The organism is Kribbella sp. NPDC104740 (assembly GCF_055583505.1).
This window is the reverse complement of the sequence record NZ_JBVJNV010000003.1, coordinates 104,012-129,240: the sequence shown is the minus strand read 5'-3', so window position 1 is coordinate 129,240 and position 25,229 is coordinate 104,012. Positions and strand designations below refer to the sequence as shown.

General features: G+C 70.7%; 27 protein-coding genes and 2 tRNA genes. 17 read left to right on the top strand and 12 right to left on the bottom strand.

Going from position 1 to position 25,229, the window contains the following annotated elements; all coding sequences use genetic code 11:
• The first annotated feature begins 2 nt into the window (after window positions 1-2).
• Window positions 3-1,040 carry a sensor histidine kinase gene (locus ACZ6Z4_RS16720; protein WP_465564154.1) on the top strand — a complete coding sequence of 346 codons (1,038 nt, stop codon included), beginning with the start codon at window positions 3-5 and terminating at the stop codon, window positions 1,038-1,040.
• Window positions 1,041-1,073: 33 nt separating this feature from the next.
• Complete coding sequence (locus tag ACZ6Z4_RS16715; protein ID WP_465564151.1) at window positions 1,074-1,568, top strand: GNAT family N-acetyltransferase; 495 nt, start codon at window positions 1,074-1,076, stop codon at window positions 1,566-1,568.
• Window positions 1,569-1,580: 12 nt separating this feature from the next.
• Here ACZ6Z4_RS16715 and ACZ6Z4_RS16710 read toward each other — a convergent pair whose 3' ends face one another.
• Window positions 1,581-2,459 carry a M23 family metallopeptidase gene (locus ACZ6Z4_RS16710; RefSeq protein WP_465564148.1) on the bottom strand — a complete coding sequence of 293 codons (879 nt, stop codon included), beginning with the start codon at window positions 2,457-2,459 and terminating at the stop codon, window positions 1,581-1,583.
• A gap of 493 nt (window positions 2,460-2,952) precedes the next feature.
• On the opposite strand from ACZ6Z4_RS16710, the gene ACZ6Z4_RS16705 reads away from it, so the two are divergent.
• From ACZ6Z4_RS16705 to rpmG, 3 genes are all read left to right on the top strand, one after another.
• Window positions 2,953-3,025, top strand: a tRNA-Thr gene (locus ACZ6Z4_RS16705).
• Between the two features lie 50 nt (window positions 3,026-3,075).
• Window positions 3,076-3,149: transfer RNA gene (locus tag ACZ6Z4_RS16700), tRNA-Met, on the top strand.
• 64 nt (window positions 3,150-3,213) lie between these two features.
• Window positions 3,214-3,381 carry a 50S ribosomal protein L33 gene (gene rpmG, locus ACZ6Z4_RS16695; protein WP_131361122.1) on the top strand — a complete coding sequence of 56 codons (168 nt, stop codon included), beginning with the start codon at window positions 3,214-3,216 and terminating at the stop codon, window positions 3,379-3,381.
• An 84-nt stretch (window positions 3,382-3,465) separates the two neighbouring features.
• Here rpmG and ACZ6Z4_RS16690 read toward each other — a convergent pair whose 3' ends face one another.
• The gene (locus tag ACZ6Z4_RS16690; protein ID WP_465564144.1) at window positions 3,466-4,212 is read right to left on the bottom strand and encodes a hypothetical protein; all 747 of its coding nucleotides are present in this window, start codon (window positions 4,210-4,212) and stop codon (window positions 3,466-3,468) included.
• A gap of 92 nt (window positions 4,213-4,304) precedes the next feature.
• Here ACZ6Z4_RS16690 and ACZ6Z4_RS16685 point away from each other — a divergent pair, with 92 nt between their 5' ends.
• The 3 genes from ACZ6Z4_RS16685 to ACZ6Z4_RS16675 are packed head-to-tail and all read left to right on the top strand — an operon-like array spanning window position 4,305 to window position 6,213.
• Window positions 4,305-4,727 carry an FAS1-like dehydratase domain-containing protein gene (locus ACZ6Z4_RS16685; RefSeq protein ID WP_363672482.1) on the top strand — a complete coding sequence of 141 codons (423 nt, stop codon included), beginning with the start codon at window positions 4,305-4,307 and terminating at the stop codon, window positions 4,725-4,727.
• Window positions 4,724-5,131, top strand: a complete 408-nt coding sequence (locus ACZ6Z4_RS16680; RefSeq protein WP_465564141.1) for a MaoC/PaaZ C-terminal domain-containing protein — start codon at window positions 4,724-4,726, stop codon at window positions 5,129-5,131. Before ACZ6Z4_RS16685 ends, ACZ6Z4_RS16680 begins: the two co-directional genes overlap by 4 nt.
• Entirely contained in the window at window positions 5,128-6,213 is a 1,086-nt protein-coding gene (locus ACZ6Z4_RS16675; RefSeq protein ID WP_465564137.1) for a UDP-N-acetylmuramate dehydrogenase, read from the top strand. The genes ACZ6Z4_RS16680 and ACZ6Z4_RS16675 overlap by 4 nt, the downstream gene beginning before the upstream one ends.
• Window positions 6,214-6,427: 214 nt before the next feature.
• Here ACZ6Z4_RS16675 and ACZ6Z4_RS16670 read toward each other — a convergent pair whose 3' ends face one another.
• The 9 genes from ACZ6Z4_RS16670 to ACZ6Z4_RS16630 form a co-directional block, all read right to left on the bottom strand.
• Entirely contained in the window at window positions 6,428-7,666 is a 1,239-nt protein-coding gene (locus ACZ6Z4_RS16670) for an ATP-grasp domain-containing protein (RefSeq protein ID WP_465564133.1), read from the bottom strand.
• A gap of 13 nt (window positions 7,667-7,679) precedes the next feature.
• The gene (locus ACZ6Z4_RS16665; RefSeq protein ID WP_465564131.1) at window positions 7,680-8,960 is read right to left on the bottom strand and encodes an MFS transporter; all 1,281 of its coding nucleotides are present in this window, start codon (window positions 8,958-8,960) and stop codon (window positions 7,680-7,682) included.
• Window positions 8,957-10,222 carry an ATP-grasp domain-containing protein gene (locus ACZ6Z4_RS16660; RefSeq protein ID WP_465564128.1) on the bottom strand — a complete coding sequence of 422 codons (1,266 nt, stop codon included), beginning with the start codon at window positions 10,220-10,222 and terminating at the stop codon, window positions 8,957-8,959. Before ACZ6Z4_RS16660 ends, ACZ6Z4_RS16665 begins: the two co-directional genes overlap by 4 nt.
• Window position 10,223: 1 nt before the next feature.
• Window positions 10,224-10,601, bottom strand: a complete 378-nt coding sequence (locus ACZ6Z4_RS16655) for an avidin-fold protein (protein WP_465564125.1) — start codon at window positions 10,599-10,601, stop codon at window positions 10,224-10,226.
• Entirely contained in the window at window positions 10,598-12,988 is a 2,391-nt protein-coding gene (locus ACZ6Z4_RS16650; RefSeq protein WP_465564122.1) for an FAD-dependent oxidoreductase, read from the bottom strand. The genes ACZ6Z4_RS16655 and ACZ6Z4_RS16650 overlap by 4 nt, the downstream gene beginning before the upstream one ends.
• Window positions 12,989-12,992: 4 nt before the next feature.
• Complete coding sequence (locus tag ACZ6Z4_RS16645) at window positions 12,993-14,360, bottom strand: class I tRNA ligase family protein (RefSeq protein WP_465564119.1); 1,368 nt, start codon at window positions 14,358-14,360, stop codon at window positions 12,993-12,995.
• Window positions 14,353-14,751, bottom strand: coding sequence for a cupin domain-containing protein (locus tag ACZ6Z4_RS16640; protein ID WP_465564116.1), 399 nt, complete (start codon window positions 14,749-14,751; stop codon window positions 14,353-14,355). The genes ACZ6Z4_RS16645 and ACZ6Z4_RS16640 overlap by 8 nt, the downstream gene beginning before the upstream one ends.
• A 239-nt stretch (window positions 14,752-14,990) precedes the next feature.
• A complete protein-coding gene (locus ACZ6Z4_RS16635; protein WP_465564113.1) occupies window positions 14,991-15,401 on the bottom strand; it encodes a ferritin-like domain-containing protein in 411 nt (136 codons plus the stop codon).
• Window positions 15,398-15,949, bottom strand: coding sequence for a cell division protein FtsK (locus ACZ6Z4_RS16630; protein WP_465564110.1), 552 nt, complete (start codon window positions 15,947-15,949; stop codon window positions 15,398-15,400). Before ACZ6Z4_RS16630 ends, ACZ6Z4_RS16635 begins: the two co-directional genes overlap by 4 nt.
• 133 nt (window positions 15,950-16,082) lie before the next feature.
• On the opposite strand from ACZ6Z4_RS16630, the gene rimP reads away from it, so the two are divergent.
• The 6 genes from rimP (at window position 16,083) to truB (ending at window position 22,897) form a co-directional block, all read left to right on the top strand.
• Complete coding sequence (gene rimP / locus ACZ6Z4_RS16625; protein ID WP_465564107.1) at window positions 16,083-16,634, top strand: ribosome maturation factor RimP; 552 nt, start codon at window positions 16,083-16,085, stop codon at window positions 16,632-16,634.
• Window positions 16,634-17,626 carry a transcription termination factor NusA gene (gene nusA, locus ACZ6Z4_RS16620; protein ID WP_465564104.1) on the top strand — a complete coding sequence of 331 codons (993 nt, stop codon included), beginning with the start codon at window positions 16,634-16,636 and terminating at the stop codon, window positions 17,624-17,626. Before rimP ends, nusA begins: the two co-directional genes overlap by 1 nt.
• A 44-nt stretch (window positions 17,627-17,670) precedes the next feature.
• On the top strand, window positions 17,671-17,949 hold the full coding sequence (locus ACZ6Z4_RS16615; RefSeq protein ID WP_465564101.1) for a YlxR family protein: 279 nt from the start codon (window positions 17,671-17,673) through the stop codon (window positions 17,947-17,949).
• Between the two features lie 188 nt (window positions 17,950-18,137).
• On the top strand, window positions 18,138-21,458 hold the full coding sequence (infB, locus tag ACZ6Z4_RS16610; RefSeq protein WP_465564098.1) for a translation initiation factor IF-2: 3,321 nt from the start codon (window positions 18,138-18,140) through the stop codon (window positions 21,456-21,458).
• A gap of 118 nt (window positions 21,459-21,576) precedes the next feature.
• Window positions 21,577-22,011 (top strand): 30S ribosome-binding factor RbfA, encoded by a 435-nt coding sequence (rbfA, locus tag ACZ6Z4_RS16605; RefSeq protein ID WP_363670804.1) that lies wholly within the window; start codon window positions 21,577-21,579, stop codon window positions 22,009-22,011.
• Complete coding sequence (gene truB, locus ACZ6Z4_RS16600; protein WP_465564093.1) at window positions 21,995-22,897, top strand: tRNA pseudouridine(55) synthase TruB; 903 nt, start codon at window positions 21,995-21,997, stop codon at window positions 22,895-22,897. Before rbfA ends, truB begins: the two co-directional genes overlap by 17 nt.
• Window positions 22,898-22,920: 23 nt before the next feature.
• On the opposite strand, the gene ACZ6Z4_RS16595 is transcribed toward truB, so the two are convergent.
• Window positions 22,921-23,256: a PEP-utilizing enzyme gene (locus ACZ6Z4_RS16595; RefSeq protein ID WP_465564090.1), complete on the bottom strand. Its 336-nt coding sequence runs from the start codon at window positions 23,254-23,256 to the stop codon at window positions 22,921-22,923.
• A gap of 56 nt (window positions 23,257-23,312) precedes the next feature.
• On the opposite strand from ACZ6Z4_RS16595, the gene ACZ6Z4_RS16590 reads away from it, so the two are divergent.
• Genes ACZ6Z4_RS16590 through ACZ6Z4_RS16580 form a run of 3 tightly spaced genes read left to right on the top strand, consistent with a single transcriptional unit; the run spans window position 23,313 to window position 25,195 of the window.
• Window positions 23,313-23,687, top strand: coding sequence for a hypothetical protein (locus ACZ6Z4_RS16590; protein ID WP_465564087.1), 375 nt, complete (start codon window positions 23,313-23,315; stop codon window positions 23,685-23,687).
• Window positions 23,684-24,301: a transcriptional regulator gene (locus ACZ6Z4_RS16585; RefSeq protein ID WP_465564084.1), complete on the top strand. Its 618-nt coding sequence runs from the start codon at window positions 23,684-23,686 to the stop codon at window positions 24,299-24,301. The genes ACZ6Z4_RS16590 and ACZ6Z4_RS16585 overlap by 4 nt, the downstream gene beginning before the upstream one ends.
• A 9-nt stretch (window positions 24,302-24,310) precedes the next feature.
• Window positions 24,311-25,195 carry an NAD-dependent protein deacetylase gene (locus ACZ6Z4_RS16580; RefSeq protein ID WP_465564081.1) on the top strand — a complete coding sequence of 295 codons (885 nt, stop codon included), beginning with the start codon at window positions 24,311-24,313 and terminating at the stop codon, window positions 25,193-25,195.
• The last annotated feature ends 34 nt before the right edge of the window (window positions 25,196-25,229 follow it).

Here is a 25,229-nt window from a genome sequence, read left to right as displayed (position 1 = left end):
GGATGACCCTCAGCTATGCCGGTCTGCTCGTCATCGCCGGCGCTGTCGTCGCAGCGGTCGTGTACGGCGTGATGCGCTACCTCCCGAACTACCCGCTCACCGCCGCCAACCCGCGCGACCAGACGCCCGTCCCCACCCGCGCCGACCTGCTCGACACGATCGTCACGCTGTCGGCGTACGCGCTGATCTTCCTGGCGGTCGTCGGGATGGCCGGCGGCTGGTACCTGGCCGGCCGGATGCTGCGCCCGCTGCAGGAGATCACCCTTGCTGCCCGGCGCGCGGCCGAAGGATCGCTGGACCACCGGATCGGGCTGACCGGGATCAAGGACGAGTTCACCGACCTGTCCGACACCTTCGACGAGATGCTCGACCGGCTGCAGCGGTCGTTCGAGCAGTACCGGCGCTTCGCGGCCAACGCGTCGCACGAGCTGCGGACGCCGCACGCGGTGATGAAGACGATGCTCGAGGTCGCGATCGCCGACCCCGAGCACACCGACGTACGGGAGTTCTCGCGCCGCCTGCAGGAGACGAACCAGCGCGGCATCGACCTGGTCGAGGCGCTGCTCACGCTCGCCTCCGTCGACAACCGCGCGATCGAGCTCGACCCGCTCGACCTGGCCACGACCGCCCGGCAGGCCGTCGACGAGCTCCGCCCGGAGGCGGCCGCGGCCGGTGTCACGCTGACCACCGACCTCGAGGAAACCCTTGTCGTGGGCAACGAAATCCTGGTCCACCAGCTGGTCACGAACCTGGGCCAGAACGGCATCCGCCACAACACCGGCCCCGGTGGCACGCTGACGATCACCACCCGCGACCACCAGCTGGTCGTCGTCAACACCGGCCCACTGCTCACCGCGGAACAGACCAGCACCCTCACCGAGCCGTTCACGAAAACCACCGGCCGCCATACCGGCAGCCACGGCCTCGGCTTGGCCTTGGTCGACCGCATCGTCGAAACCCACCACGGCCGGCTGACGCTCACTCCCAACCCCACGGGAGGTCTCACCGCCACTGCCCAGCTACCAGCAGCAACTCTTTGACTGGTTGACCTCTCTTCGTCTGAAGATGGTCAGGTGAGTGCGAACCGTGTGACCGTCCGCCGGGCCGTGGAAGCCGACGAAGCCGCCCTGCTGCAGATCGAGCTGACCGCCTGGGACGCGAGCTCGGGCTTCCCCTCGCTGACCGGGGGAGACCGGACGACGTTCTTCGCCGAGGGCTGGCCGCCGGACGCGTTCCTGGTCGCCGAGCTCGACGGGCTCGTTGTCGGCTACGTCCGCCTGCAGAACAAGTACCGCTTCCCCGAAGGCGCCGGCGTACTGGCGGTGAACGGGCTGGCGGTCGCGGTCGAGGCGCGCGGCCAGGGGATCGGCTCGGTGCTGATGGAGGCGGTCACCAGCGAGGCGAAACGCCGCAGCGCCCGCAAAGTCACCTTGAACGTGCACAGTGTGAACACGGTCGCAAGGCGGCTCTACGAGCGCCACGGTTATCTGATCGAGGGGACCCACCCACGCGAGTTCCTGATCGACGGCCAGTACGTCGACGCGCTCGACCTGGCCTTGTTTCTTTGACGTTTCCCTGACTTACGGGTTGACCCCGTGGTCGCGCAGCCACGGCTCCGGGTCGACCTGGTCGGTGCCGCCGAGCAGCACCTCGAAGTGCACGTGCGGGCCGGTCGTGTTGCCGGACATGCCGATCGAGCCGACCTGCGTCCCGGCGCCGACGGTGTCGCCGACGTTCACGGTGAACTCCGACATGTGCCCGTACGACGTGACGGTGCCGTCCGCGTGCCGGACCTTCACCTGCCGCCCGTAGGCACCGGCGAACTCGGCCTGGATGACCTCGCCCGGCAGCACCGAGCGAACCGGCGTGCCCATCGGGGCGGCGAAGTCGAGGCCGGTGTGGTTGCTGGCCCAGCGGCTGCCGCCCTGCCCGAAGTGCGCGGTCAGGTGGTACCCGGTGGTCGGCAGCACGATCCGCGGCGCGGCGGCGCGAGCCGCCTCGGCCTTGGCCAGCGCGGCGGCCTTCGCGGCCGCGGCTGCCGCCGCGGCCTTCTTCAGGGCGGCGGCCTTCTTCGCGGCCTGCGCCTTGGCGGCGGCCAGCGCGAGCGCCCGGCGCTCGGTGAGGGTCGCGTTCGCGGCGAGCTGCGCGGCCCGGGCCTTGGCGACCTGGGCGGCCTTCGCCTCCTGCGCCGCCTTCTGGGTGGACGACAGCGAGAGCTCGAAGCGCGACAGGTCGCGCGAGCCCAGGTCACGCCGCTCGACCCGAGCGGCAGTCAGGGCCTCGGCCTGCGCCGGGTTCAGGGAGGTTCCGGCCGAGACCGGGGTGGTCGGGGCCGCGACACCGGCGGCGGTGCCGGCCGCGGCGGCCAGGGCGGCGGTGAGGCCGACCAGTTGCGCACCACGTCCGGGGCGCTGCAGGCCGGAGACGGGACTTCGCCGGAGTGAACGGTGCTTCGCCACCCGACGGGGAGCACCCGGGCGACGGGTTGCCGGCCGTTCTGCTTCCGGCACGTCAGAGTGAGGGGACACGGGGAGGGGCCTTCCAATCGAGTCGCCGCCACGGAAACCCGCAGCAGCGCGCCGCCACGGCGTACCGCGGCGGCCCATCGACCATAACGACGAGATCACGGGCGCCTCAAACGCGGATTGCGACGAGATCACCGAAATCGGCCACGCTGTGTGACCGCGGCTCGCCGGTCCGTCGCCTCTGAGCGTGGATCGGCCGGTCCTGTAGTTGAAAATCGTAGTGATCGGTATCACGCGCGTCATGGTCCGGAGCATCACCTCCGAGCAGCTATAGGGGCCCTCGAACGGCTTCGGATCGACCCCGAAAATTGGTCAGAAGCACTCCCGGGAACCGGTATGCTTCTCTGGTCGGACAGAGGGGGTAAGACACCTCCGGCCCTCGATTTCACATCGGGGCCAGGGAGCGTGTAATCTCTCTCCTCGGCCCGCCCCTTTAGCTCAGTCGGCAGAGCGTCTCCATGGTAAGGAGAAGGTCTACGGTTCGATTCCGTAAAGGGGCTCTGAGAAACGCTGCGCCACCCGGTTCGCCGGGTGGGGTGACGGACTCTCTGGCGGGGTAGCTCAGGTGGTTAGAGCACACGGCTCATAATCGTGGTGTCGCGGGTTCGACTCCCGCCCCCGCTACCCACCAAACGGCAATGAGTGAGCGCGCGTAAGCCAGGCGCGCTCCTGAGAAGAAGAGGCAGCAGTGGCCAAGTCAACGGACATCCGCCCGAAGATCACGCTGGCGTGCACCGTCTGCAAAGAGCGCAACTACATCACCAAGAAGAACCGGCGTAACAACCCGGACCGCCTGGAGATGAAGAAGTACTGCGCTCGCTGCAACGACCACACCGACCACCGCGAGACCCGCTGACCTTCAGCAGACTTCGCGTCGGGGCCGCTCTGGACACCAGAGCGGCCCCTTCGCTGTGCTTTGAAAGCACAGTGCTGTGCCTCGCTACACCGTGAGGATCGGCCGGCCACCCTCGTACGCCGCCAGCCGCTCGTCCCGCGGCGTCAGGCAGCACGACCCGCACAGCGTGCCCGTGCCCTTGTCGCTCGTGTAGTACAGGCAGCACGTGTTCCGCAGGTAGACGAGTTTCCCGCCGGCCTCGGTGACCTCCCCGAGCCGCGCCAGCTCACCCGGCGCCTTCGCCACGAACGTCTGCCAGCGTTCCAGCAGGTACGCCGGCGCGACCGTCTCCTGCTCCCGCGTCGCCGCGCAGAACCCCATCGCGCAGCCCGCGGCGACACCGCCGTACAGCTGTCGCAGCCCGGCCCTCGTCCGCCGGTGCAGCTCGGCCGACAGCGGCAGCAGGTGCTGCGTCAGCACCACGTCGTACAGGGTCTGCAAGCCGCCGGGCAGGAACCGCGCCTCGCGGATCGCGACCTCGGCCAGCCCGTGCCCGTCGTGCGGCCGGACCCACAGGTTCTCCGGGCGGATGTCGAGCACCCGGCCCTCCAGCGCCCACAGCAGCAGCGCGGTCGCGGGCGCGCGGCCGGCGTAGAACGACATCAGGCTGAGCGCGTTCGCGTGCGCGGACGTGTGCCCGCTGGCGTCGTGGTCGCGCTTCAGGAGCTCGGTCAGCTCCGGGCCGTCCGGCTCCAGGACGTGGTCGACCCGCAACCACTCCGAACCGCTCGGCACCCCGATCCGGAGCGCGTAACGGGGTGCGTACCGGCTCAGTGCCGCCACTGCTGTCACGGTCGTGCCCTTCCTGCGTCAGATCCCCCAGTGATCTCGGCGGAGTGGGTGGCGGCACTCGCCCACCCATCCTGCCAGTAGGGTTACTGGACATGACGATCGACGCCACGATGGTCGGCCGGAGCTACGCGGCCGCCGAGACCTACCAGGTCGGCCGCGAGAAGATCCAGGAGTTCGCCGCCGCGATCGGGGACACCAACCCGGCGTACGCCGGTGACGACGCGGTGGCCCCGCCGACCTTCGCCTTCATGCTCGGCAGCAAGGCGCTCGAGCAGCTGCTCGGCGACGCCGAGCTCGGCCTGCGGCTGGACCGGATCGTGCACGGCGCGCAGAAGTTCAGCTACACCCGGCCGATCAAGGCCGGTGACGAGATCGCGGCCACCGCGACCATCACCACCGTGCGCAAGGCCGGTGACGTCGAGGTGATCATGTACGAGACCGCCCTGACCACGGCCGACGGCGAACCGATCGCCACCTCGACCTCCACCATCTCCCACAACCGGGCGGAATCATGAGTGCTGTCGAGGTCGGTCTCGAGCTGCCGCCGCTGACCGTCACCCTGCGCCGCGACGACCTGGTCCGGTACGCCGGCGCCAGCGGCGACTTCAACCCGATCCACTGGAGCGACCGGATGGCGGCCGCGCTCGGCCTGCCTGGCGTGATCGCGCACGGGATGCTGACGATGGCCTCCGCGGCGCGGGTGGTGACCGACTGGCTGGACGACCCGGCCGACCTGATCGAGTACGGCGTGCGCTTCACCAAGCCGGTCGTCGTACCGGATGACGACAAGGGCGCCACGGTGACGTTCTCGGCCAAGGTCGACAAGGTCGCGGACGGCCGCGCGGAGATCGACATCACTGCGCTGGCCGGCGAGGAGAAGGTCCTCGGCCGGGCTCGAGCGGTCGTGCGGGTCCGATGAACACGACGAGCAGACAGCCGGCGCTCGGCGACGTCGCGACCACCGCGGCCGACGGCTCGGCCCGCGACCTGCGCCTCGCCGAGCTGACCACGCTGCGGATCGGCGGGCCGGCCGACAAGCTGGTCGAGGTGACGACCGAGGCCGAGCTGGTTGACGTCGTCCGAACGGCGGACGCGGCGAAGGAGCCGGTGCTGCTGCTCAGCGGCGGCAGCAACGTCGTGATCGGCGACGAGGGCTTCCGCGGCACGGTCGTGAAGATCGCCACCACCGGCATCAAGGTCGACGCCGACGCCTGCTCGGGCGCGATGATCCACCTCCAGGCCGGCGAGGACTGGGACGCCGTCGTCCAGCGCGCGATCGCCGAGGAGTGGGTCGGCCTCGAGTCGATGTCCGGCATCCCCGGCCTGACCGGCTCGACCCCGGTCCAGAACGTCGGCGCCTACGGCCACGAGGTCGCCGAGTCGATCGCCTCGGTCCGCGTCTGGGACCGCATCGACAACCAGCTCCGTACCATCTTCGCCGCCAACTGCGGCTTCGCCTACCGCACCTCCCGCTTCAAGGAGGACCCGAGCCGGTACGTCGTCCTCGAGGTCGCCTTCCAGCTCCGCCTCGGCCACCTGTCCGCCCCCATCGAGTACGCCGAGCTCGCCCGCGTCCTCGACGTGGAGCCCGGCTCCCGCGCCCCGATGACCGAGGTCCGCGAAGCCGTCCTGGAGCTCCGCCGAGGCAAGGGCATGGTCCTCGACCCCGCCGACCACGACACGTGGAGCGCGGGCTCGTTCTTCACCAACCCCCTCCTCGCCACCGCCGCCGACGTCCCCGCCGGCGCCCCCCAGTGGCCCCAGCCCGACGGCCGCGTCAAGACCAGCGCCGCCTGGCTCATCGAACACGCCGGCATCTCCAAGGGCTTCGCCATCGGCAACGCGGCCGTCTCCTCCAAGCACACCCTCGCCCTCACCAACCAGGGCAACGCCACGGCGAAGGAACTGCTGGCCCTCGCCGCCCACGTCCGCGCCCAGGTCCAGCACGCCTTCGGCATCACCCTGGTCAACGAGCCCGTCCTGGTGAACTGCTCGCTCTGAGCTACCCGAGCGGGGGGGGGGGGGGGGGGGGGGGGGGGGGGGGGGGGGGGGGGGGGGGGGAGGGGGGGGGGGGGGGGGGGGGGGGGGGGGGGGGGGGGGGGGGGGGGGGGGGGGGGGGGGGGGGGGGGGGGGGGGGGGGGCGTGGGGGTGGGGAACCCCCCCCCCCCCGGCGCGCTCAGCCGGCGGACTGGGGGGTCACGGCTGAGCGGGTCCGTCAGGGCTCGTCGATGACGATCGCGGCCTCCATCTCCAGCACGCGGCGGTAGTCGTCGTCGAGTGTCTGGGCGTCGCTGTGGATCAGGATCACCCAGGCCAGGCAGGTGAACAGGTCGACCGTCTCCGGGACGACCGCGTCCTCGTCGTGCAGGATCTTCATCCAGTGGAACGACTTCAGGTTCTCGATCCCGTCGAAGACCTCACGGTTCCTGAAGTACCCGTCCCGGTACGCCGAGACGAAGATCCCGCGCAGGTGCTGGACCAGGTCGAACCCGTCCCGCACCTCGCCGCGGACCCGGTGCGCGACGGTCCGCTTGATGTGGTTGTCACCGGTGGCCAGCTCGCTGACCATCTGGTGCCCGCCACCGGCCGGCCGGGCCGCGACCTCGATCAGCCGCGGGCCGTCGGCGGTCATCATCACCTCGGCGTGCCCGCAGCCGATCCGGATGCCGACCGCGTCCAGGACCTGCTGGGTGTAGGGCCACAGCGCCTGCACCTCCGGGTCGTCCTCGGCCAGGAAGTCGATCCGGTGGTAGATGCCGATCTTGTCGCCGCGGCTGACCTTGGTGTAGCGGCAGACGTCGACCAGCGAGTGCTTGCCGTCGACGGTGTAGCTGTCGACCAGGTACTCGGTGCCCTCGGCGTACTCCTGGATCAGGACGGCGTCGTTGACCAGGCCCATCTTGTTGGTCCGTCCGAGCACCCGGTCGAACCGCTCGCGCCAGTCGCCGTCCTCGAAGACGACGTACACCTCGTCACCGGCGGCGCTCTTCGGCGGCTTGATCACCAGCCGCCGGCCGAGCAGGTCGTTCTCCTTCAGCCAGCGCTCGGCCTCGGCCGGGTCGGCGGTCCGGATCTGCCGCAGCCGGGGGACGCCTGCGAGCCGCAGCGCCTCGGCCATCTCCCACTTGTCGCGGCGCGCGGCCGCGAGCTCCGGCACGTTGCCGGTGCCCGGGACCAGGATCTCGATCAGCTGGTCGCAGAGCTCGGTGCCGCTCTCCGCACCGGGGAACAGGTACTCCGGCTCGTACTGCCGAAGCTCTTCGGCCAGCGCGGCCACGTCCCCGGTGAAATAGTGGATGTGCTCGAACTCCTCCGGGTGCCAGCTCCCGGTGAACGCCGGCGGCGGGACGGTCCCGCTGAGGACGGCGACCGGGATCTTGCCGGCCTCCTTGAACGCGGCGGGGTATTCCTGCCCGGTGGACAGGGGGTCCACGATGATCGTGTAGTCAGACATTGAAGTGCTCCTTCTACGAGCTCTCGCTCGGCAACGGCTCGGTGGCCGGGGTCATGTCCACTGCGGGCTCGTCCACCGTGGCCGGCTTGCCCGGCATCCCGATGGCGGCCAGCACGATGCCGATCAGGCCGGCCAGTCCGCACCACAGCCAGACGTCGGTGCCGGAGTTGTTCCAGATCCAGACACCGAGGAACGGGCCGAGCGCGGAGCCCAGGCCGAACATCGCGTGCGCGGAGCCGACGTACCGGCCGAGCAGCTGCGGCGGCGCGGCCATGCCGGGGTAGGCGAACATGGTCGGGCCGGCGATGATCTCGGCCAGCGTCCACAGCAGCGTGCCGATCACGAAGATCGCCACCCCGCCGGGCAGCGCGTAGAACGCCAAGCCGCCGCCGAGCAGGACGAAGCCCGCGATCACCACCAGCTTGGGCGCCCAGTGCTGTACCACCTTGGTGACCAGCAGCTCGCAGGTGATCACGATGAACCCGTTCAGCGCGACCACCGCGCTGAACCACCACGTGGACAGCCCGTCGGCCTTCATGTGCAGCGGCAGCACCGCGAGGTACTGCATGTAGATCGCCGCGTTGATGAACATGCAGACCAGGAACAGCACGTACTTGTAGTCCCGGAGCACGGTCAGGTAGTTGCCCGCGGCAGCAGGTTCCGCCTCGGTCGTGTCCTGGACGGCGTCCGCGTCCGCGGCGGGCTTGCGCTTCGGCAGCGCGATGATCGCCACCGCCGCGTAGGCCAGTGCGGCCAGCGCCTCGCCGATGAACAGCAGGTCCCACGAGATGGCCACCAGGGCCGCACCGACCAGCGGTGCGGCCGTGGCGCCGACGTTCATCGTCAGCCGGTAGACCGCGAAGATCATCACCTGCCGGTGCTTCGGGGTCAGCTCGGTCAGCAGCGCCGCCGAGGCGGGCCGGTAGAACTGCCCGACCGCACCGGCGAGCGCCACCACGATCAGTACGGCGGTGTAGCTCGGCACGTAGGCGATCGCCAGCACGAAGCCGGCCATGCCGAACATGCTGATCAGCACGGCCGCCCGCGGCCCGATCTTGTCCGACAGCGAGCCGCCGATGATCAGGCCGACGACCGTACCGCCGCCGTACACGCCCAGCGCCGTACCGGCCTGGACGTCGGTGAAGCCCTTCGAGGTGGTCAGGAACAGCACCAGGAAGACCTGCAGGAACCAGCCGAGCTTGTTGACGAAGTTGCCGATGAGCAGGGCCTTGACCGCGACCGGGGCCTCCCGGATGGTCACCCAGACACCGGTCTCCTGCGTGGCTTCGGTCATGACGCCGGCTCCTCTGGCTCCTTGACCTTGCCGGACCAGCGCAGCGCCTTCTCGGCCGCGTCGAGCCCGGCCCGGCAGTCGTCCATCGACGTCGCCACCACCGTTGCGTACGCGATCCGGCCCCACAGCGTGCCTTCCGGCGGGGGACTGGTGGTCTGGCCGGCCTCCATCAGCGGGACCAGCTGGTCGATCGTCGCCGGCAAACCGGCCTCGTCGAAGGAGACGTCGTCCAGCACCGTGTCGTTCTCGTCGACGTAGAAGAACCGGACGCCGCCGACCATCGTGCGGTCCGGCACCAGCTCCGGCGAGCGGCCGGTGGCCACCGCGGCCGCGGCCAGCCCCGGGTCGGCGCCGGTCGCCTGCAGACCGAGGTACGGGATCATGTCGCCGCCGATCCGGGCGTTGATCTCGATCACCTTCGGGCCGTCGGCGGTCATCATGATCTCGGTGTGCGTGACCCCGTCGGTGAACTCGATCGCCGCGTGCGCGTCGGCCAGTACCTGGAACAGCTGCTCGTCGGCCAGCAGCGGGTCGGCCGCGTCGACGAAATGCCCGATCTCCTCGGCGTACGGCGGGTAGCCGATCTCCTTGCGGGCCAGGCAGAACGGCGTCACCGTGCCCTGGAAGACCGCGGCGTCGATGCTGATCTCGTAGCCGTCGGCGAACTCCTCGACCAGAACCTTGACGTCGTAGTGCGGCGCCTCCGGAACCGTCGTGTCGTGCGCGAAGGCCCAGTTCTCCTTCAGCTCCTCGGCCGAGTTGACCTTGACCACGCCGAGGCTGGCGGCCAGCGCGCGCGGCTTGAGGATCACCGGGTAGCCGAGCTTGCCGGCGGTCTCGAGCGCGTCGTCGACGGTGTCGACCAGCACCGACTCCGGCTGCGGGACGCCCTGGGCGGCGAGTGCGGTCCGGGTCAGATGCTTGTCCCGGCAGCGGTTGATCATCGCGACGTCACCGCCCGGCAGGCCGAGCGCCTCGGCGACGTGGGCGGTCTGCAGGATCCGCGCCTCGTCCCAGCAGAGCACGCCGTCGATCGGCTGCTCGGCGTGCAGCTTCTGCGCCGCCGTGACCAGCGCCTCGGCGTCGAGGGTGGTCTCCAGCACGGTCCACGCCTCGATGTACTCCTTCTCCCAGCTGGGCTCGGAGTGCAGGAACATGTGGATCCGGTACTGCGGCGCGATCGAGCGCAGGATGTACTCGCGGAACAGGCGCATTCCGGTCGCCACCACGAGCAGGTGCGGACGTTCTTCGGTGGGGTTCATCTCAGGCCTCCCGGACCGGAGCGGGGATCTGCTCGATGTAGGTGACGCCGCTGCTGCCGTCACTGCGACGGAAGTGGTCGGCGATACGGATGTTGCCTCGGGCATCGAACTCGGGAACGCTGACGCACTCGCCACTGACCACCTCACCGGCCGCGGTGAGCAGGCAGTAGGCGGCCTTGATCGAGCCGTCGTCCTGCAGGTGACCGACCAGCCGGCCGCTGCGCAGCGTGCCACCGGCGTAGAACTCGGCCCAGACCAGGTCGCGGTCGCGGTGGTACTGCCCGTACGGCGCACCGCCGGCCGGGTCGTCGACGACCAGCCGGAACCAGACGCCGTCGACGTCGGGCACCACCGGCTGCTCGGAGGCGGCGGCGGTCACCACTGCACCGCGCAGAGCTCGTCGGAGATCGGGTAGATCTCCCGGTCGAACATCGAGTTCAGCACGATCGCGGCCCGGACCGGCAGCTGGGTGAGCCCGGCGTTGGTCAGGCCGTGGCTGTACCGGCTGGCGTTGAACGAGTAGATCCGGTGCCCGTTCATGCCCTTCCAGCGCACCGAGTAGTCCGGCTCGACCAGCATCTCGCCGTCGTCGTCGTAGTCGATCCGGTCCCGCAGGTCGTCGCTGAACGGTGCCTGGACGTGCTCGCGGCCGGCCGCGACGACGACGTGCCGGACGTCGTGGTGCTCGGGCGTCACCGTGGTCGAGCAGTTCAGCCGGAGCAGGCCGTCGGGCAGCAGCTCGGACGACGTGACGTCGCGGCCCGGCAGCAGCGTGACCGGGAACCGGCCCAGCGTCAGCAGGCCGTCGTAGTTGCCCTGGTAGAGCGCCCGCAGGCCGCCCGGGGTGATCGCGTCGCCGCTGTAGCGGGAGTCGACGATCATCTCGCGGCGCTTGCTGCGGTTCAGGCCCTGCAGGAACTCGATGTGCGACGGGCGGTACAGCTCGTTGGCCATCGGGGAGTCGTCGATGCTGCGGAACCACTGGTTGCGGCCCAGCCACCGGATGTCGGTGAAACCGGAGCCGAGCAGCCGCAGCACGCACTCCAGACCGGTCTGGCCGCCGCCGACGACCGCGACCGGGTCGGCCTTGTGCGGCTCCAGGTCGGGCATCCGGACGCCGAGCTCGTCGGCGATGAAGGCCCGGCCGGACGGCAGGTTGCGGACGTACTCCGGCCACACCGGCCGGGTGCCCAGGCCGAGCACCAGGTGCTCGGAGACCGCCACCGGCGTACCGTCGACGGACACCTCGAAGCCGTCGTCGGTGATCGCGATGGAGTCCACCCGGGAGCTGAAGTTGACCACGCCGAGGCGCTCGGTCGCCCAGGCCAGGTAGCGCTCGTACTCGATCCGGGGGAGCGAGTCGAACTGGGAGTTGATCAGCGCGTAGAGCCGCCCGGAGGTGACCAGGTAGTTCAGGAACGTCAGCTCGTGCCGGGGGTCGACCAGCGACACCAGGTCCTTCATCCAGCCGGTCTGCATCCGGACGCCGGGGTAGAGCAGCGGCGTGTGCCAGCCGGCCACCGGGCGGCTGTCGAACAGCGCCAGCTTCTCGGTGGTGACGTTCTTGTAGAGGGCGGCCAGCGAGAGGTTCGACGGCCCGGCTCCGATCCCGATCGTGTGGTACCGGGTCAGGGCGGTGGCGTCGGTGCTTCGTCTGGTGCCTGGTTCCATGATGGTCATGCGCTTGTTCTCCGTCCGCGAAGTGGTGGTGCGCGTGTTCTTTCCGGTGCCGAGCAGCGTGTTCGCTGCCGTCCGGCTGGCGGCCAGCGCGGTTTTCACGCTGCCCCCGGACCCACCGGTGAAGGTGAAGAGCCGATGCGTGCTGCCGAGTACCGACCAGAGCGTCAGGACCGGCGGATCGGCGTAGCAGTCGGCGTTGGTGACGGTGTGCGCCGTCTCCAGCAGCCGTAGGTGCGGCAGCCGCTCGCCGGCGATCTGGACGGCCTTGGCCGTCAGGTCGTGGATCGGCGCGCTGCTGCCCGGTTGGACGGACCAGCGGTGCGTGTCGACGCCCAGCAGCAGACCGCCGTCTGCCGTCGGGCGCCCGTACAGGTCGCTGGTCTCGTCGACGAACATGGTCGGGAGGGCTCCCGCCACGCGGTGCACGGCGACCTGGATCGCCTTCGTCCGGTACTGGTCGGCCGGTAGTGCGTTGCCGGTGAGCAGTCCGGGCGTCCACGGACCAGCGGCCACCACGACGACGTCGTACCGGTCTGTGCCGTCGGGTGTGCGGCAGCTGACCGAGCCGTCGGAGTGGGGAACCAGTCCGAGCACAGGGCCGGTGACGACCCTGCTGTTCGTGGCGCGGGCCAGCTGGTCGATCACCAGGGCCCGCAGGTGGTCGGGCCGGATGAACCCGGCCCGCTTCTCCAGTACGCCGACCGTCCCGTCCGGCAGCCCGTGCCAGCCGAGGCGGCGCAGCGTGCCGTCGTCGACGATCTGGGTCGAGCCGGGGTGCACGTACTCCACCTCGGCGACGGCGTCCTCCAGCCCGTCGTACCCGGCCATCAGGTACGTCGAACCGGTCTCGACGTAGCCGGCCGAGTCGAGCAGGCCGGGCGTCCCGAACAGCTCGGCCAGGCTCTCGACCGCGAGCCGGCGCTGCTCCGGGTGGGTCTCGAACCCCCGGACGCCGCCGCCGGACGCGGCGGTCGCGTCCGGTCCCGGGACGCCGGTGACCAGGTCGACCTCGACCGTCGGGTTCGCCCGCAGGCGCCAGGCGAGGAACGTGCCGGCGATGCCGGCACCGATCACGCAGATCCGCATCGGGCTACTCGCCTGCCCTGGCCGGTTCGGTCCCGGTCAGCGCCGTCAGCAGGTGACCGGTGTCCCGGACCCCTCCCTCGAGCAGGCCGATCAGGCAGCGAGCCGCCAGCGCCGGGTCGAAACCGGCCGGGCGCAGGGCGGCCTCACCACGGGCCAGCTCGCGCGCGGCGAGGGTGGGAGCGAGTGTCTGCGGAGCCTCCGCCGCGGCCGCCAGCAATGGTTTCACCCGGTCGGTGAAGGCCTGAAAAGAATGCCAGGTGAAATCGCTGCGGTAACGGTCCGGACGGTCCCAGGCCAGGTACAAACGAACGATTGAAGGGTCTTCCTTGTGCAGCAGTTCGTTCGCCCAGATCGCGTGATTCCGGCTGGTCGAGAACTTCGCGCCCTCGAGCGTGTAGAACTCGTTGACGACCAGCCCGGAAAGCGGCAGCTCGCCGATTCCGCAGGCCGCCCAGAGCGCCTGCCAGTACACGGCGTACCAGTAGGCGTTGTCGAGGCCGAGAAAGTGCCACAGCGACTCCACCCGGCCGAGCGCGGCCAGGTAGCCGGACAGGTCGGTCGCGGCCGGGTCGACACCGCGGGCGATGTTGGCCAGGTCGGTCAGCGCGATCTCGGTGTACGGCCCGATCCGCAGACCGGTCAGCGCGCGGTCGCCCTCGATGCCCCAGTTGGTGGGGTAGGCGAGCGCGATCTCGGGCAGCCCGGCGGCCAGCTGCCGGCCGATCAGAGCCCGGACGGCGGGCGGCAGCTGGGCCTTGAGCCAGACCGCGGTCAGGGCCTCGCGGTAGTCCTCCATCCGGAGAACGGGCACGTTCGCCTGGAACGGGCGCGGTGCGCCACCGCACCGGCCGCAGACCGGATCGACCATGGTGTCGACCTGCGTGAAGGCGCCGCAGACCTCGCAGGCACCGCCCGCGGCGAGCGACTTGCAGCCACCGCAGAGCCCGCTCAGGTACGACTCGTGCAGGGTCCGGTCGCAGTCCGCGCAGGCGTACAGGGTGACCTCGCGCAGCGGCGCGGCGCCGCTGCTGACCAGGTGGTTCACCAGGTCGTTGATCACCGGCGCGTGCTCGGCCGCCATCGGGTCGCTGAACCGGTCGTAGCCGATCCGTGCCTGCTGGTAGGTCTCCTCCATCCCGGTCCGGAAGTCGGCCATCATCACGCCGACCTCGACGCCCTCGAGCTCGGCCCGGGTCAGGACGTAGTTCTGGTGCACGTCCAGCCCGGTGGTGACCACGACCCGCTCGCCGCGGGCCCGCGCGGCCCGGGCGGCGACGTCGGCGGCCAGGTAGGGACCGGACAGGTGCCCGACGTGCAGCGGGCCGTTGACGGTCGGTTGCGGAAAGGTGAAGACGGTGACCGGATCAGTCATGGTCGGCCGTCACTGCCACCGGCGTCCGGGCGGCCAGCGCGTCCGCCGCGCCGACCGCGGCCTCGGGGTACCAGTAGGCGCTGAACACCATCAGCGGCTGGTCGGCCGACCGGTTCTGGACGACGTGCGCTTCCTTGCTGTCCAGCAGGAACGCGTTGCCGTGCGGGACCTCGGTCTCGGTCCCACCGACCAGGACGTGCGCCGTCCCGGCGACCACGATCGACAGCTCGAGCTCGGGGTGCTGGTCGATCGGGCTCTCGTCGCCCGGGGGCACCGAGTACCACATCGCCTGGAAAGGCATCGTGGCCCCGAGGCCGTACTGCTCCCAGCGGACCACGCGAAGATCGTTCACGAAGAGGCTCTCGCCGGTGACCACATCGAATGTACGCATGCTTCACTACCCTCCGTAGCCGCGTGTGCGCGCAGCTCGAGAAGTGTGCAGGAATGAACGTACGGACAAGACGCGTATTCAGCCTTGGATGAGCGGCGACCCCCCAGTCTCCGTGACCGGAAATATAGGGAAGGTCACGCTCGGAGTAAAGGGGAATACGCAGTGAATCTTCGAACTACCTGAAGAACAAAATTGAATCTATTTCGTTGTGTGGTTGGCCGACCACACAACGTGAATTTTCAGGCCTGGCCGGGGAAGGCGGACGGCTTGCCGCCCCAGGCCAGCTGCTCACGCGAGGTGGCGATCAGCGCCTGGATCGCGAACACCCTGGTCCGGTCCTGCTCGGCGGCCTCGACCAGGTCGCCGTACACGGCCGCCAGCCGCCGCTCGATGCCGAGCAGGAGGGCGGTCGCGGTGGCCGCGTTGGTGACCGGGCCCGGCAGGTCGTACGCCGGCTCGGCCGCGGCCGGGGTCTGGTCGCTCTCGATCAGCATCTCGGCCAGTTGGTCGCGCCGGGACCGGTGCCGCTCGTGCAGCGTGGTCGCCGCGCTGAAGCGGGCGCCGGACAGCTTGCCGCCGGCCACACCGACGCCGTACAGCGCCGCGTGCTCCCCGGCGATCGCTGCCTGCAGGGCTTCGAGCTCGGTCACGCGGACGCCTTCTTCTTGGGAGTCAGTACGGCGGCCAGCTGGCTCTCGGAGGCGGCGATCATCGCCATCGCCCGAGCGGCCTCGCCGGTCAGCTTGCCGGCCGCGGTGGCGTGGGCGACGGACAGCCGCTGCTCCCGCGCCGCCAGGTCGGCCAGCACGGCGGCCGTGGTCTTCGGCAGCGCGGGGAGCTTGCCGGGCTGCGGCGGGTCGAAGTCGCCCAGCTCCTTGAGCTTGGCGACGTGCGCGGCGTGGCTCTGGACCGCGGGGGCCAGCTGAGTGCGCAGCGCGGGCAGGGCCTGACCGGCGGCGCTGACTCGCAGCGCCAGCTGCTCGACCTGGGTCGCCGCGACCGTCAGAGCGGCCACGACCGCCGGGTCGGTGCTGGGGGCAGGGGGCTGGACCTCGCCGTCCGGGCCCTTCGAGGCGTCCGGCGTACCGGTGGCGGGCTTGTCGTCGTCGCAGCCGGACAGCAGCACGGCAGTGCCGGCGACGGCGGCGACGGTCCGCAGCGCAGCGCGGCGGGACAGGTGGATGGGGGCCTCCGGCATGCCGGAAACCCTAACTGCTCGTGAGCTCGGTCGAGCCGTTGGTCAGGACAACCGCCCGGGCCGGATAAGGTTGGCTACTGCCCTGCGGATCGGGGCACAACGGGTGCACAACTGGAGAGAGGCAGGTTTACCTGTGAGCCGAAAGACCGACCACACGGACACCACGAGCCTCGAGAACTTCCTCCGGCCGATCGTCGCGCAGTTCGGCTGCGACCTGGAGGACGCCGAGATCACCCCGGCCGGCAAGCGCCGGCTGCTGCGGGTGCTGGTCGACCGCGACGGCGGGATCAGCCTGGACGACGTCGCCGACGTCACCCGCGCGATCTCCAAGGCGCTGGACGCCGACGACATCATCGGCGGCGGCGCGTACACCCTGGAGGTCTCCAGCCCCGGCGTCGACCGGCCGCTCACGCAGCCGCGGCACTGGCGGCGCAACCTCACCCGGCTGGTCGCGGTCACGCTGGTCAGCGGCGACAAGTTCACCGGCCGGGTCAGCACGGTCTCCGAGGAGACCGCCGAGCTGGACGTGAAGGGCCGGACCCGGACGGTGACGTTCGCCGACGTGGCCAAGGCCAAGGTCCAGATCGAGTTCAACCGGCCGGCCGGCAAAGACGAAGAAGTAGCCCTGGAAGACCACGAAGACGAAGACGCCGGCGCTGCTGACGGCACGGTGGAGGAGAACTGATGGACATCGACATGGCCGTCCTGCGCTCGCTGGAGCGGGAGAAGGACATCGCCTTCGACGTCGTGGTGGAGGCGATCGAGCAGGCCCTGCTGGTCGCGTACCACCGGACCGAGGGCGCCCAGCAGCACGCGCGCGCCGAGCTGGACCGCAAGACCGGGCACGTCAGCGTGCTGGCCCGGGAGGTCGACGACGAGGGCAACCTGGTCCGCGAGTACGACGACACCCCGGCCGACTTCGGCCGGATCGCGGCCACCACCGCCAAGCAGGTGATCCTGCAGCGGCTGCGCGACGCCGAGGACGAGGTGCGCTACGGCGAGTTCTCCGGCAAGGAGGGCGACATCGTGTCCGGTATCGTCCAGCAGGGCCGCGACCCGCGGTCGGTGATGGTCGACCTGGGCAAGATCGAGGCCGTGCTGCCGGCGCCGGAGCAGGTGCCGGGGGAGAAGTACGAGCACGGCTCGCGGCTGCGGGTCTACGTGGTCGGTGTCCGCAAGGGCTTCAAGGGCCCGCAGATCACCGTCTCGCGCACGCACCCGAACCTGGTCAAGAAGCTGTTCGCGCTGGAGGTGCCGGAGATCGCCGACGGCACCGTCGAGATCACCGCGATCGCCCGCGAGGCCGGCCACCGGACCAAGATCGCGGTCCGGACGCTGAACCCGTCGGTGAACGGCAAGGGTGCCTGCATCGGCCCGATGGGCCAGCGGGTGCGCAACATCATGCACGAGCTGCACGGTGAGAAGATCGACATCATCGACCACAGCGACGACCCGGCGACCTTTGTCGGGAATGCGCTCTCTCCGGCGCAGGTTTCGTCGGTGGAGGTCGTGGACGCCGCCGCACGCGCCGCGCGGGTCGTCGTACCGGACTACCAGCTGTCGCTGGCGATCGGCAAGGAGGGGCAGAACGCCCGTCTGGCCGCCCGCCTGACCGGGTGGCGGATCGACATCCGGCCGGATACTGATGTGACTCGTGGGGACGAGAAGGTAGACTGATCTCTCGGTCGGTCGACTGAGTCGCAACCACACCCTGAGGAACTGTGCCAAGAACTGCAGACGCGCGCCCTGAGAAGGTTCGGGAGCGCACCTGTATCGGGTGCCGGAAGCGGGACAGTCCGACCGGTCTGCTGCGGATGACGGTGTCCGGAGGACTTGTCCTCCCGGACCCCGCGCATCGAGCACCCGGCCGTGGGGCGCACTTGCACCCGGTGACCGGGTGCCTCGACCTCGCCGAGCGGCGCAAGGCGTTTCCACGGGCCTTCCGGGTCCCGGGACCGCTTGACCTGACCCTCGTGCGGGCACAGGTCGGGGAGCAGTGAGAAAATGAGCACCACCAAGTGCGGCCGCCCGGCCGCCCACGGCACCAGCTGTGAAGTATCGGTTATTTGGCATGAAGGCGGGTCATCGACTCATGACCACTCGATGAGTGTCGAACGATGAGTGCAATGCGATGAGCACGTACGTCAACTAACGGTCCGCGCCCCAGGCTCGGACCAGAGGGAGAGTAGTGGCAAAGGTCCGGGTCTACGAGCTCGCGAAAGAGCTCGGAGTTACCAGCAAGGTCGTCCTGACCAGGCTGAACGACATGGGAGAGTTCGTCCGATCGGCGTCTTCGACGATCGAGGCACCCGTAGTCCGTAGGTTGGCGGAGGAGTTCGAGAAGAACCCGCCGAAGAAGCGCGCGGCCAAGAAGGCCGCCGCCAGCACGTCCGCTGCGCCGCAGGCGACCGCTCCGGTCACCCCGGCGGAGCCCAGCAACGGGCAGGCCGCACCGGCTGCTCCGGCCGACCGTCCGGCCCCGGCCGCACCGGCCGAGCGTCAGGCGCCTGCCGCCGAGTCACCGGCTGAGCGCACCGCGCCCGCCCCGGCCGCACCGAAGGCTCCCGAGGTCTCCGCCCCCGCGGCGCAGGCTCCGGCCGCTCCGGTCACCGAGGCTCCGGCCCCGGCCGCCGCCCGTGCGGGTGGCGACAGCGCTGCCGCCGCGCCCGCTCCGGGCACGTCGGCTCGCCCCGGTCCTCGTCCGGGCCCGCGGCCCGGTCCGCGGACCGAGAGCGCTCCGGCCGCCGGCCGGGACGACTCCGGCGACGCCGGGCGGGGCAGCTCGGCCGCTCCCGCGTTCGAGGCTCCGGCCGCGAGCGCAGCGCCGGTGGCGGCGACCGAGCAGGCAGCCACCAGCCGGCCGTCGGCCGGTCAGGCGGCTGCCGGGCAGCCGACCCAGGAGTCGGCCGCCGAGGCTCCGGCCGCTCGTGCACCGCGCGACGACTCCCGTCCGGCTCCGCGTCCCGGTACGCCGGGCGCCGGTCCGCGTCCGGGGTCGGCTCCGCGTCCGGGTGGTTCCGACCGTCCGGGCTCGAGCTCCGCGCCGCGTCCCGGTGGTGCCCCCCGTCCGGGAGGCGCTCCGCGTCCCGGTGGCGGGCGTCCGGGTGGACCCGCGGCCGGTGGCCCCGGTGGTCCCCGTCCGGGTGCTCCGCGTCCTGGCAACAACCCGTTCAGCTCGACCCAGGGCATGCAGCGCGGTGGCGCCCGTCCGGGTCAGGGCGGTGGCGGTTCGCAGGCACCGGCGGGCGCGAGCCCGGCCGGTATGCCCCCGCGCCCGCCGCAGGCCCGTAGCGGCGGTAACGACCGCCCGCGTCCGGGCGGCGTACCGGGTGCTCCTCGCCCGAACCCGGCGATGATGCCGAAGTCCTCGGCCGGAACGTTCACCGGTCGCCCGTCCGCTCCGGCGGGTGGCGGCGGCGGTGGCCGTGGCCGCCCCGGTGGCGGCGGCCCGGGTGGACCGGGTGCCGGTCCGCGCGGTGGCGGCGGTGGCGGTGGCGGCGGTTTCCGTCCCGGTGGTGGCCCGAGCGGTCCCCCCGGTGGTGGCGGCGGTCGTCCGGGCCCGGGCAACCGGGGCCGGGGCGGGACGCAGGGTGCCTTCGGGCGTCCGGGCGGTCCGGCCCGTCGTGGTCGCAAGTCCAAGCGCGCGAAGCGCCAGGAGTTCGACAACATGCAGGCTCCGGCCGTCGGCGGCGTTCGCGTCCGGCACGGTAACGGCGAGGTCGTCAAGCTCGCCCGCGGTGCCTCGCTGACGGACTTCGCCGAGAAGGTCGGCGCGGATCCGGCGTCGCTGGTGCAGGTGCTGTTCCACCTCGGTGAGATGGTGACCGCGACCCAGTCGGTCAACGAGGAGACCCTGCAGCTGCTCGGCACCGAGCTCGAGTACGACGTGCAGATCGTGTCCCCGGAGGACGAGGACCGCGAGCTGCTGCAGTCGTTCGACATCGACTTCGGCACCAACGAGGGCGACGAGGGCGACCTGGTCAAGCGGCCGCCGGTGGTGACCGTGATGGGTCACGTCGACCACGGTAAGACCAAGCTGCTGGACGCGGTCCGCGAAGCCAACGTGGTCGCCAAGGAAGCCGGTGGCATCACCCAGCACATCGGTGCCTACCAGGTGACCACCGAGGTCGACGGCGTGCAGCGCGCGATCACCTTCGTCGACACCCCGGGTCACGAGGCGTTCACCGCCATGCGTGCCCGTGGTGCGCAGGCCACCGACATCGTCATCCTGGTGGTCGCGGCCGACGACGGCGTGATGCCGCAGACGATCGAGGCGCTGAACCACGCCCGCGCGGCCGGTGTGCCGATCGTGGTCGCGGTCAACAAGATCGACGTCCCGGCGGCGGACCCGACCAAGGTGCGCGGTCAGCTGACCGAGTACGGCCTGGTCCCCGAGGAGTACGGCGGCGACACGATGTTCGTCGACGTCTCGGCGAAGTCCCGGATCAACATCGACGGGCTGCTCGAGAGTGTCGTGCTGACCGCGGACGCGGCGCTCGACCTGCGGGCCAACCCGAACATGCCGGCCCAGGGCATCGCGATCGAGGCGAACCTCGACAAGGGCCGTGGTCCGGTGGCCACCGTGCTGGTGCAGCGCGGAACGCTGCGGGTCGGCGACTCGATGGTCGCGGGTCCGGCGTACGGACGGGTCCGGGCGATGCTGGACGAGCACGGCGACCCGGTCGAAGAGGCCACGCCGTCGCGTCCGGTCCTGGTCCTCGGTCTGACCGCGGTCCCGGGCGCCGGCGACAAGTTCCTGGTCGTCGACGACGACCGGATGGCTCGCCAGATCGCCGAGAAGCGGGAAGCCCGGGCTCGTGCCGCGGCCAACGCGAAGCGGCGCGCCCGTCGTACCCTCGAGGACTTCATGGCCTCGATGGAGAAGGGCGAGACGCAGGAGCTGCTGCTCATCCTGAAGGGCGACGTGTCCGGTTCGGTCGAGGCGCTGGAAGACGCGCTGGTCCGGATCGAGATCGACGACGAGGTCAACCTCCGGGTGATCGACCGCGGCGTCGGTGCGATCAACGAGAACGACGTCAACCTGGCGATGGCCTCGAACGCGGTCATCATCGGCTTCAACGTGCGGCCGGCGGGCAAGGCCGGCGACGTGGCCGAGCGCGAGGGTGTCGACATCCGGTACTACTCGGTGATCTACTCCGCGATCGACGACATCGAGGCGGCCCTGAAGGGCATGCTGAAGCCGATCTACGAGGAGGTCGTGCTCGGCCAGGCGGAGATCCGCGAGATCTTCCGCTCCTCGAAGGTCGGAAATATCGCCGGTTGCTGGGTGACCAGTGGCCTGGTTCGCCGCAACGCCAAGATGCGGTTGATCCGCGACGGTGCGGTGATCGTCGACAACGGCGAGCTGTCGTCGCTGAAGAGGTTCAAGGACGACGCGTCCGAGGTCCGCGAGGGCTTCGAGTGCGGTCTGACGGTGAACAACTTCAACGACATCAAGATCGGCGACATCGTCGAGTCGTTCGAGCTGCGCGAGAAGCCGCGCAACTGACACTGAGCGGTCCGCCGGGATCCATCGGTCCCGGCGGACGGCTCGCGGAGTAACGTCCGGAGCGGCGGCCACGCGTCGCCGCTCCGGACGTTACGCATGAATGAGGGAGTGAGCCCGGATGGGTGAAGCAAGGGCGAAGCAGCTGGCCGACCGGATCCAGGTCCTGGTCGCGGAACTGCTCGAGCGCCGGGTCAAGGACCCGCGGCTGGGCTTCGTGACCGTGACGGACGCCAAGCTGACCGCCGACCTCGGCGAGGCCAGCGTCTTCTACACGGTGTACGGCGACGAGCAGGAGCGGGCCTCGACGGCGGCCGCGCTGGAGTCGGCCCGCGGGCTGATCCGCAGCGAGGTCGGCAAGGCGCTCGGTCTGCGCCGCGCGCCGAGCGTCGCGTTCTACCTGGACGCCGTCCCCGAGACGGCCGGTCAGATCGAGGAACTGCTGGCCAAGGCCCGCGAGGCCGACGCCGAGGTGGCCAAGGCCGCCGCGGGCGCCAAGCCGGCCGGTGAAGCCGACCCGTACAAGCGCCGCGAGGACGATGACGACGACGAGTGAACCGATCGTTGCCGACGGCATCGTTGTCGTCGACAAGCCGGCCGGGCTGACCTCGCACACCGTGGTCGCCCGGGTCCGGCGGCTGGCCGGCACCCGCAAGGTCGGGCACGCCGGAACGCTCGACCCGATGGCCACCGGCGTTCTGGTGGTCGGGGTGAACCGGGCGACCCGGTTGCTCGGTCACCTGCAGCTCGCCGACAAGTCGTACGACGCGACGATGCTGCTCGGCGCCACCACCACGACCGACGACGCCGAGGGCGAGCTGCTCACGCAGGCCTCGCCCGAGGCGCTCGCGGCGGTGACCGAGGCGGCGATCGAGGCCGAGCTGCCGGCCTTCCGGGGCGAGATCTCGCAGGTGCCGTCGAAGGTGTCGGCGATCAAGGTCGACGGCAAGCGCGCGTACGAACGCGTCCGGGCCGGCGAGGAGATCGAGCTCAAACCGCGCAGCGTGACGATCAGCCGGTACGACGTACTGGCGGTCCGCCGGGGCGGGCAGGGCGTCGAGGTGGACATCTCGGTGGACTGCTCCAGTGGGACCTACATCCGGGCGCTCGCGCGGGACCTCGGCGCTCTGCTGGGCGTCGGCGGACATCTGACGGCGCTGCGGCGGACGCGGGTCGGTGGGTTCGGGCTGACGGCGGCGCACACGCTGGAGGAGCTCGGGGAGCAGTTCGCGCTGCTGCCGATCGCTGATGTGGCGGCGGAGACGTTCCCGCGGTTCGACGCGGATGCGGAGCAAGAGGCGGCGATCCGGACCGGGCGGCCGCTGGCCGGGTTGAAGCTGTCGGCGGGGGAGACGGCGATGTTCGCGCCGGACGGGACGTTCCTGGCGCTGTACACCGCGCAGGGGCCGCTGGCCAAGCCCAGCGCCGTGTTCGTCGGCTAGCCGACTGTCGTGGTCTTGGTCGGCTAGCTGACTGTCGCGGTGCTCGTCGGGCGACTGACCGTTCCGGCCGTGCCGTCGACGGTGGTTCGTTCGCCGTCGGTGAGCTCGGTCGTCGCGTCGGCGACGCCGAGTACCGCGGGGATGTGCTGCTCGCGGGCGACGATCGCAGCGTGCGAGAGGCGGCCGCCGACCTCGGTGACCACCGCGGCGACAACGCTGAACAGCGGGGTCCAGGCCGGGTCGGTGAAGCGGCAGACCAGCACGTCGCCGCGGCGGACGCGGTGGAAGTCGCCGGGGCCGTGGACGATCCGGGCCGGGCCGGTCGCCGTACCGGCGCTGCCCGGGGTACCTCTCAGCATGGGCATCCTTTCAACAGAATGTTGACAACGATCTGTTGATGATGGACTGTTCGGGGGTGCAAAGCAACGATCACGAGCAGGCCGGGCGGGAGACGCTGGCCCGGCAGACGCTGCTCGACAAGGGTGCGGACGGGCTCGACCGGCGGCCGTGGCAGCCTGCGCCGATTCCGCCGTCGGCGGTCGACCTGATCCAGTTCTTCCTGTGGAAGGGCGACGAGAAGGAGGCGGCGCTGGCCGCGCTGCAGCTGCTGCCGGCGGCGCGGGCGGAGATCGATCAGCTGGAGACCGGGCTGCTGTTCGCGGCACGGGGGCTGGGGCTGACGTGGGCGCAGATGGCGCAGGCGCTCGGGTTGAACTCGCCGCAGGCGTCGCAGCAGCGGCTGGACCGGCTGCTGAGCCGCACGGACAAGCCGGCGGAGGAGACGGAATGAACCGCGTCTCTTCGCCCGAGTTGTTGGTGCTGCACGCCGTACGGCTGAAAGGGATGGCCGACGACCAGACCGTGGCGGCTCGGTTTCTGCTCGACCAGGCGGTGGCCAGCGAGCTGCTGCTGGACTACCAGGCGTACGGCTGGGTGTCGTGGAGCGAGTTCGCCGGGACGCGTGGCTGGTCGCTCAGCCCCGCCGGGCGGGCGGAGAACGAGCGGCAGCTCGCCGCCGAGCGCGGCGACGCGAGTGTGCTGCGCGAGGTCTACCAGGAGTTCCTGCCGCTCAACGCGCGCCTCCAGCAGGCCTGTACGGAGTGGCAGCTGCGGCCGTCCGACGACGACCCGATGGCGTTCAACGACCACACCGACCCGGCGTGGGACGCGCGCGTGGTGAAGGCGCTGACGGCGCTCAGCCTGCGGCTCGACGAGCTGGTGCAGCGGTTGTCCGGCGTACTGGATCGGATGGGTGGGTACGACCTGCGCTTCGCGGCGGCGCTCGGCAAGGTCCCGCGCGACCACTCCTGGGTCGACGGCAGCGGCAAGGACTCCTGCCACACGGTCTGGTTCGAGCTGCACGAGGACCTGATCGCGACCCTCGGGGTCGAACGCGGTCAGTAGGCTGGAGGTGTGCGCTCCCGACCTACGTTGAGCTGGACTCCCGGTCCTGAGGTGCTCGCGCTTGCCCCCGGTACGGCGGACCTCGCGCCGGTGATCGACGCGGTCGCCGCCGGGGGAGTCGTCGTCCTGTCCGGCGCGGGGATCTCGACCGAGTCGGGCATCCCCGACTACCGGGGAGCGACCGGGAGCCTGCGGACGCACACCCCGATGACGTACGGCGACTTCGTCGGCAGCGAAGCGGGTCGTCAGCGGTACTGGGCGCGCAGTCACCTGGGCTGGCGGACCATCGCGCGCGCCGACCCGAACGCCGGGCACCAGGCGGTCGCCACCCTGCAGGCGCGCGGGTACGTGAGCGGCGTGATCACCCAGAACGTCGACGGCCTGCACCAGGCCGCCGGCGCCCGCGACGTGATCGAGCTGCACGGGAACCTGGACCGCGTGATCTGCCTGGACTGCGGCGACACCAGCCCGCGTGAGGAGCTGGACCGCCGGTTCCGGGCGGCGAACCCGGACTTCGAGGGCGAGGCGCTGCGGATCAACCCCGACGGTGACGTCGACCTGCCGGAGGAGACGGTCCGCGAGTTCCGGCTGGTGCCGTGCCGCAACTGCGGATCGGCGCTGCTCAAGCCGGACGTGGTGTTCTTCGGGGAGAACGTGCCGAAGCCGCGGGTCGACCGCTGCTACCGGCTGATCGACGCGGCCGAGTCGATGCTGGTGCTCGGCTCGTCGTTGACCGTGATGTCGGGCTTCCGCTTCGTCCGGTACGCCGCCAAGGCGGGCAAGCCGGTGCTGATCGTGAACCACGGCATCACCCGGGGAGACCCGCTGGCCACCCACCGGATCGATCTGCCGCTGGGTGCCGCGTTGACCGATCTCGCCAACGCGTTGGGCTGAAACAAAGCGCCGGGCCGGCTCACGCGTGAAGTGA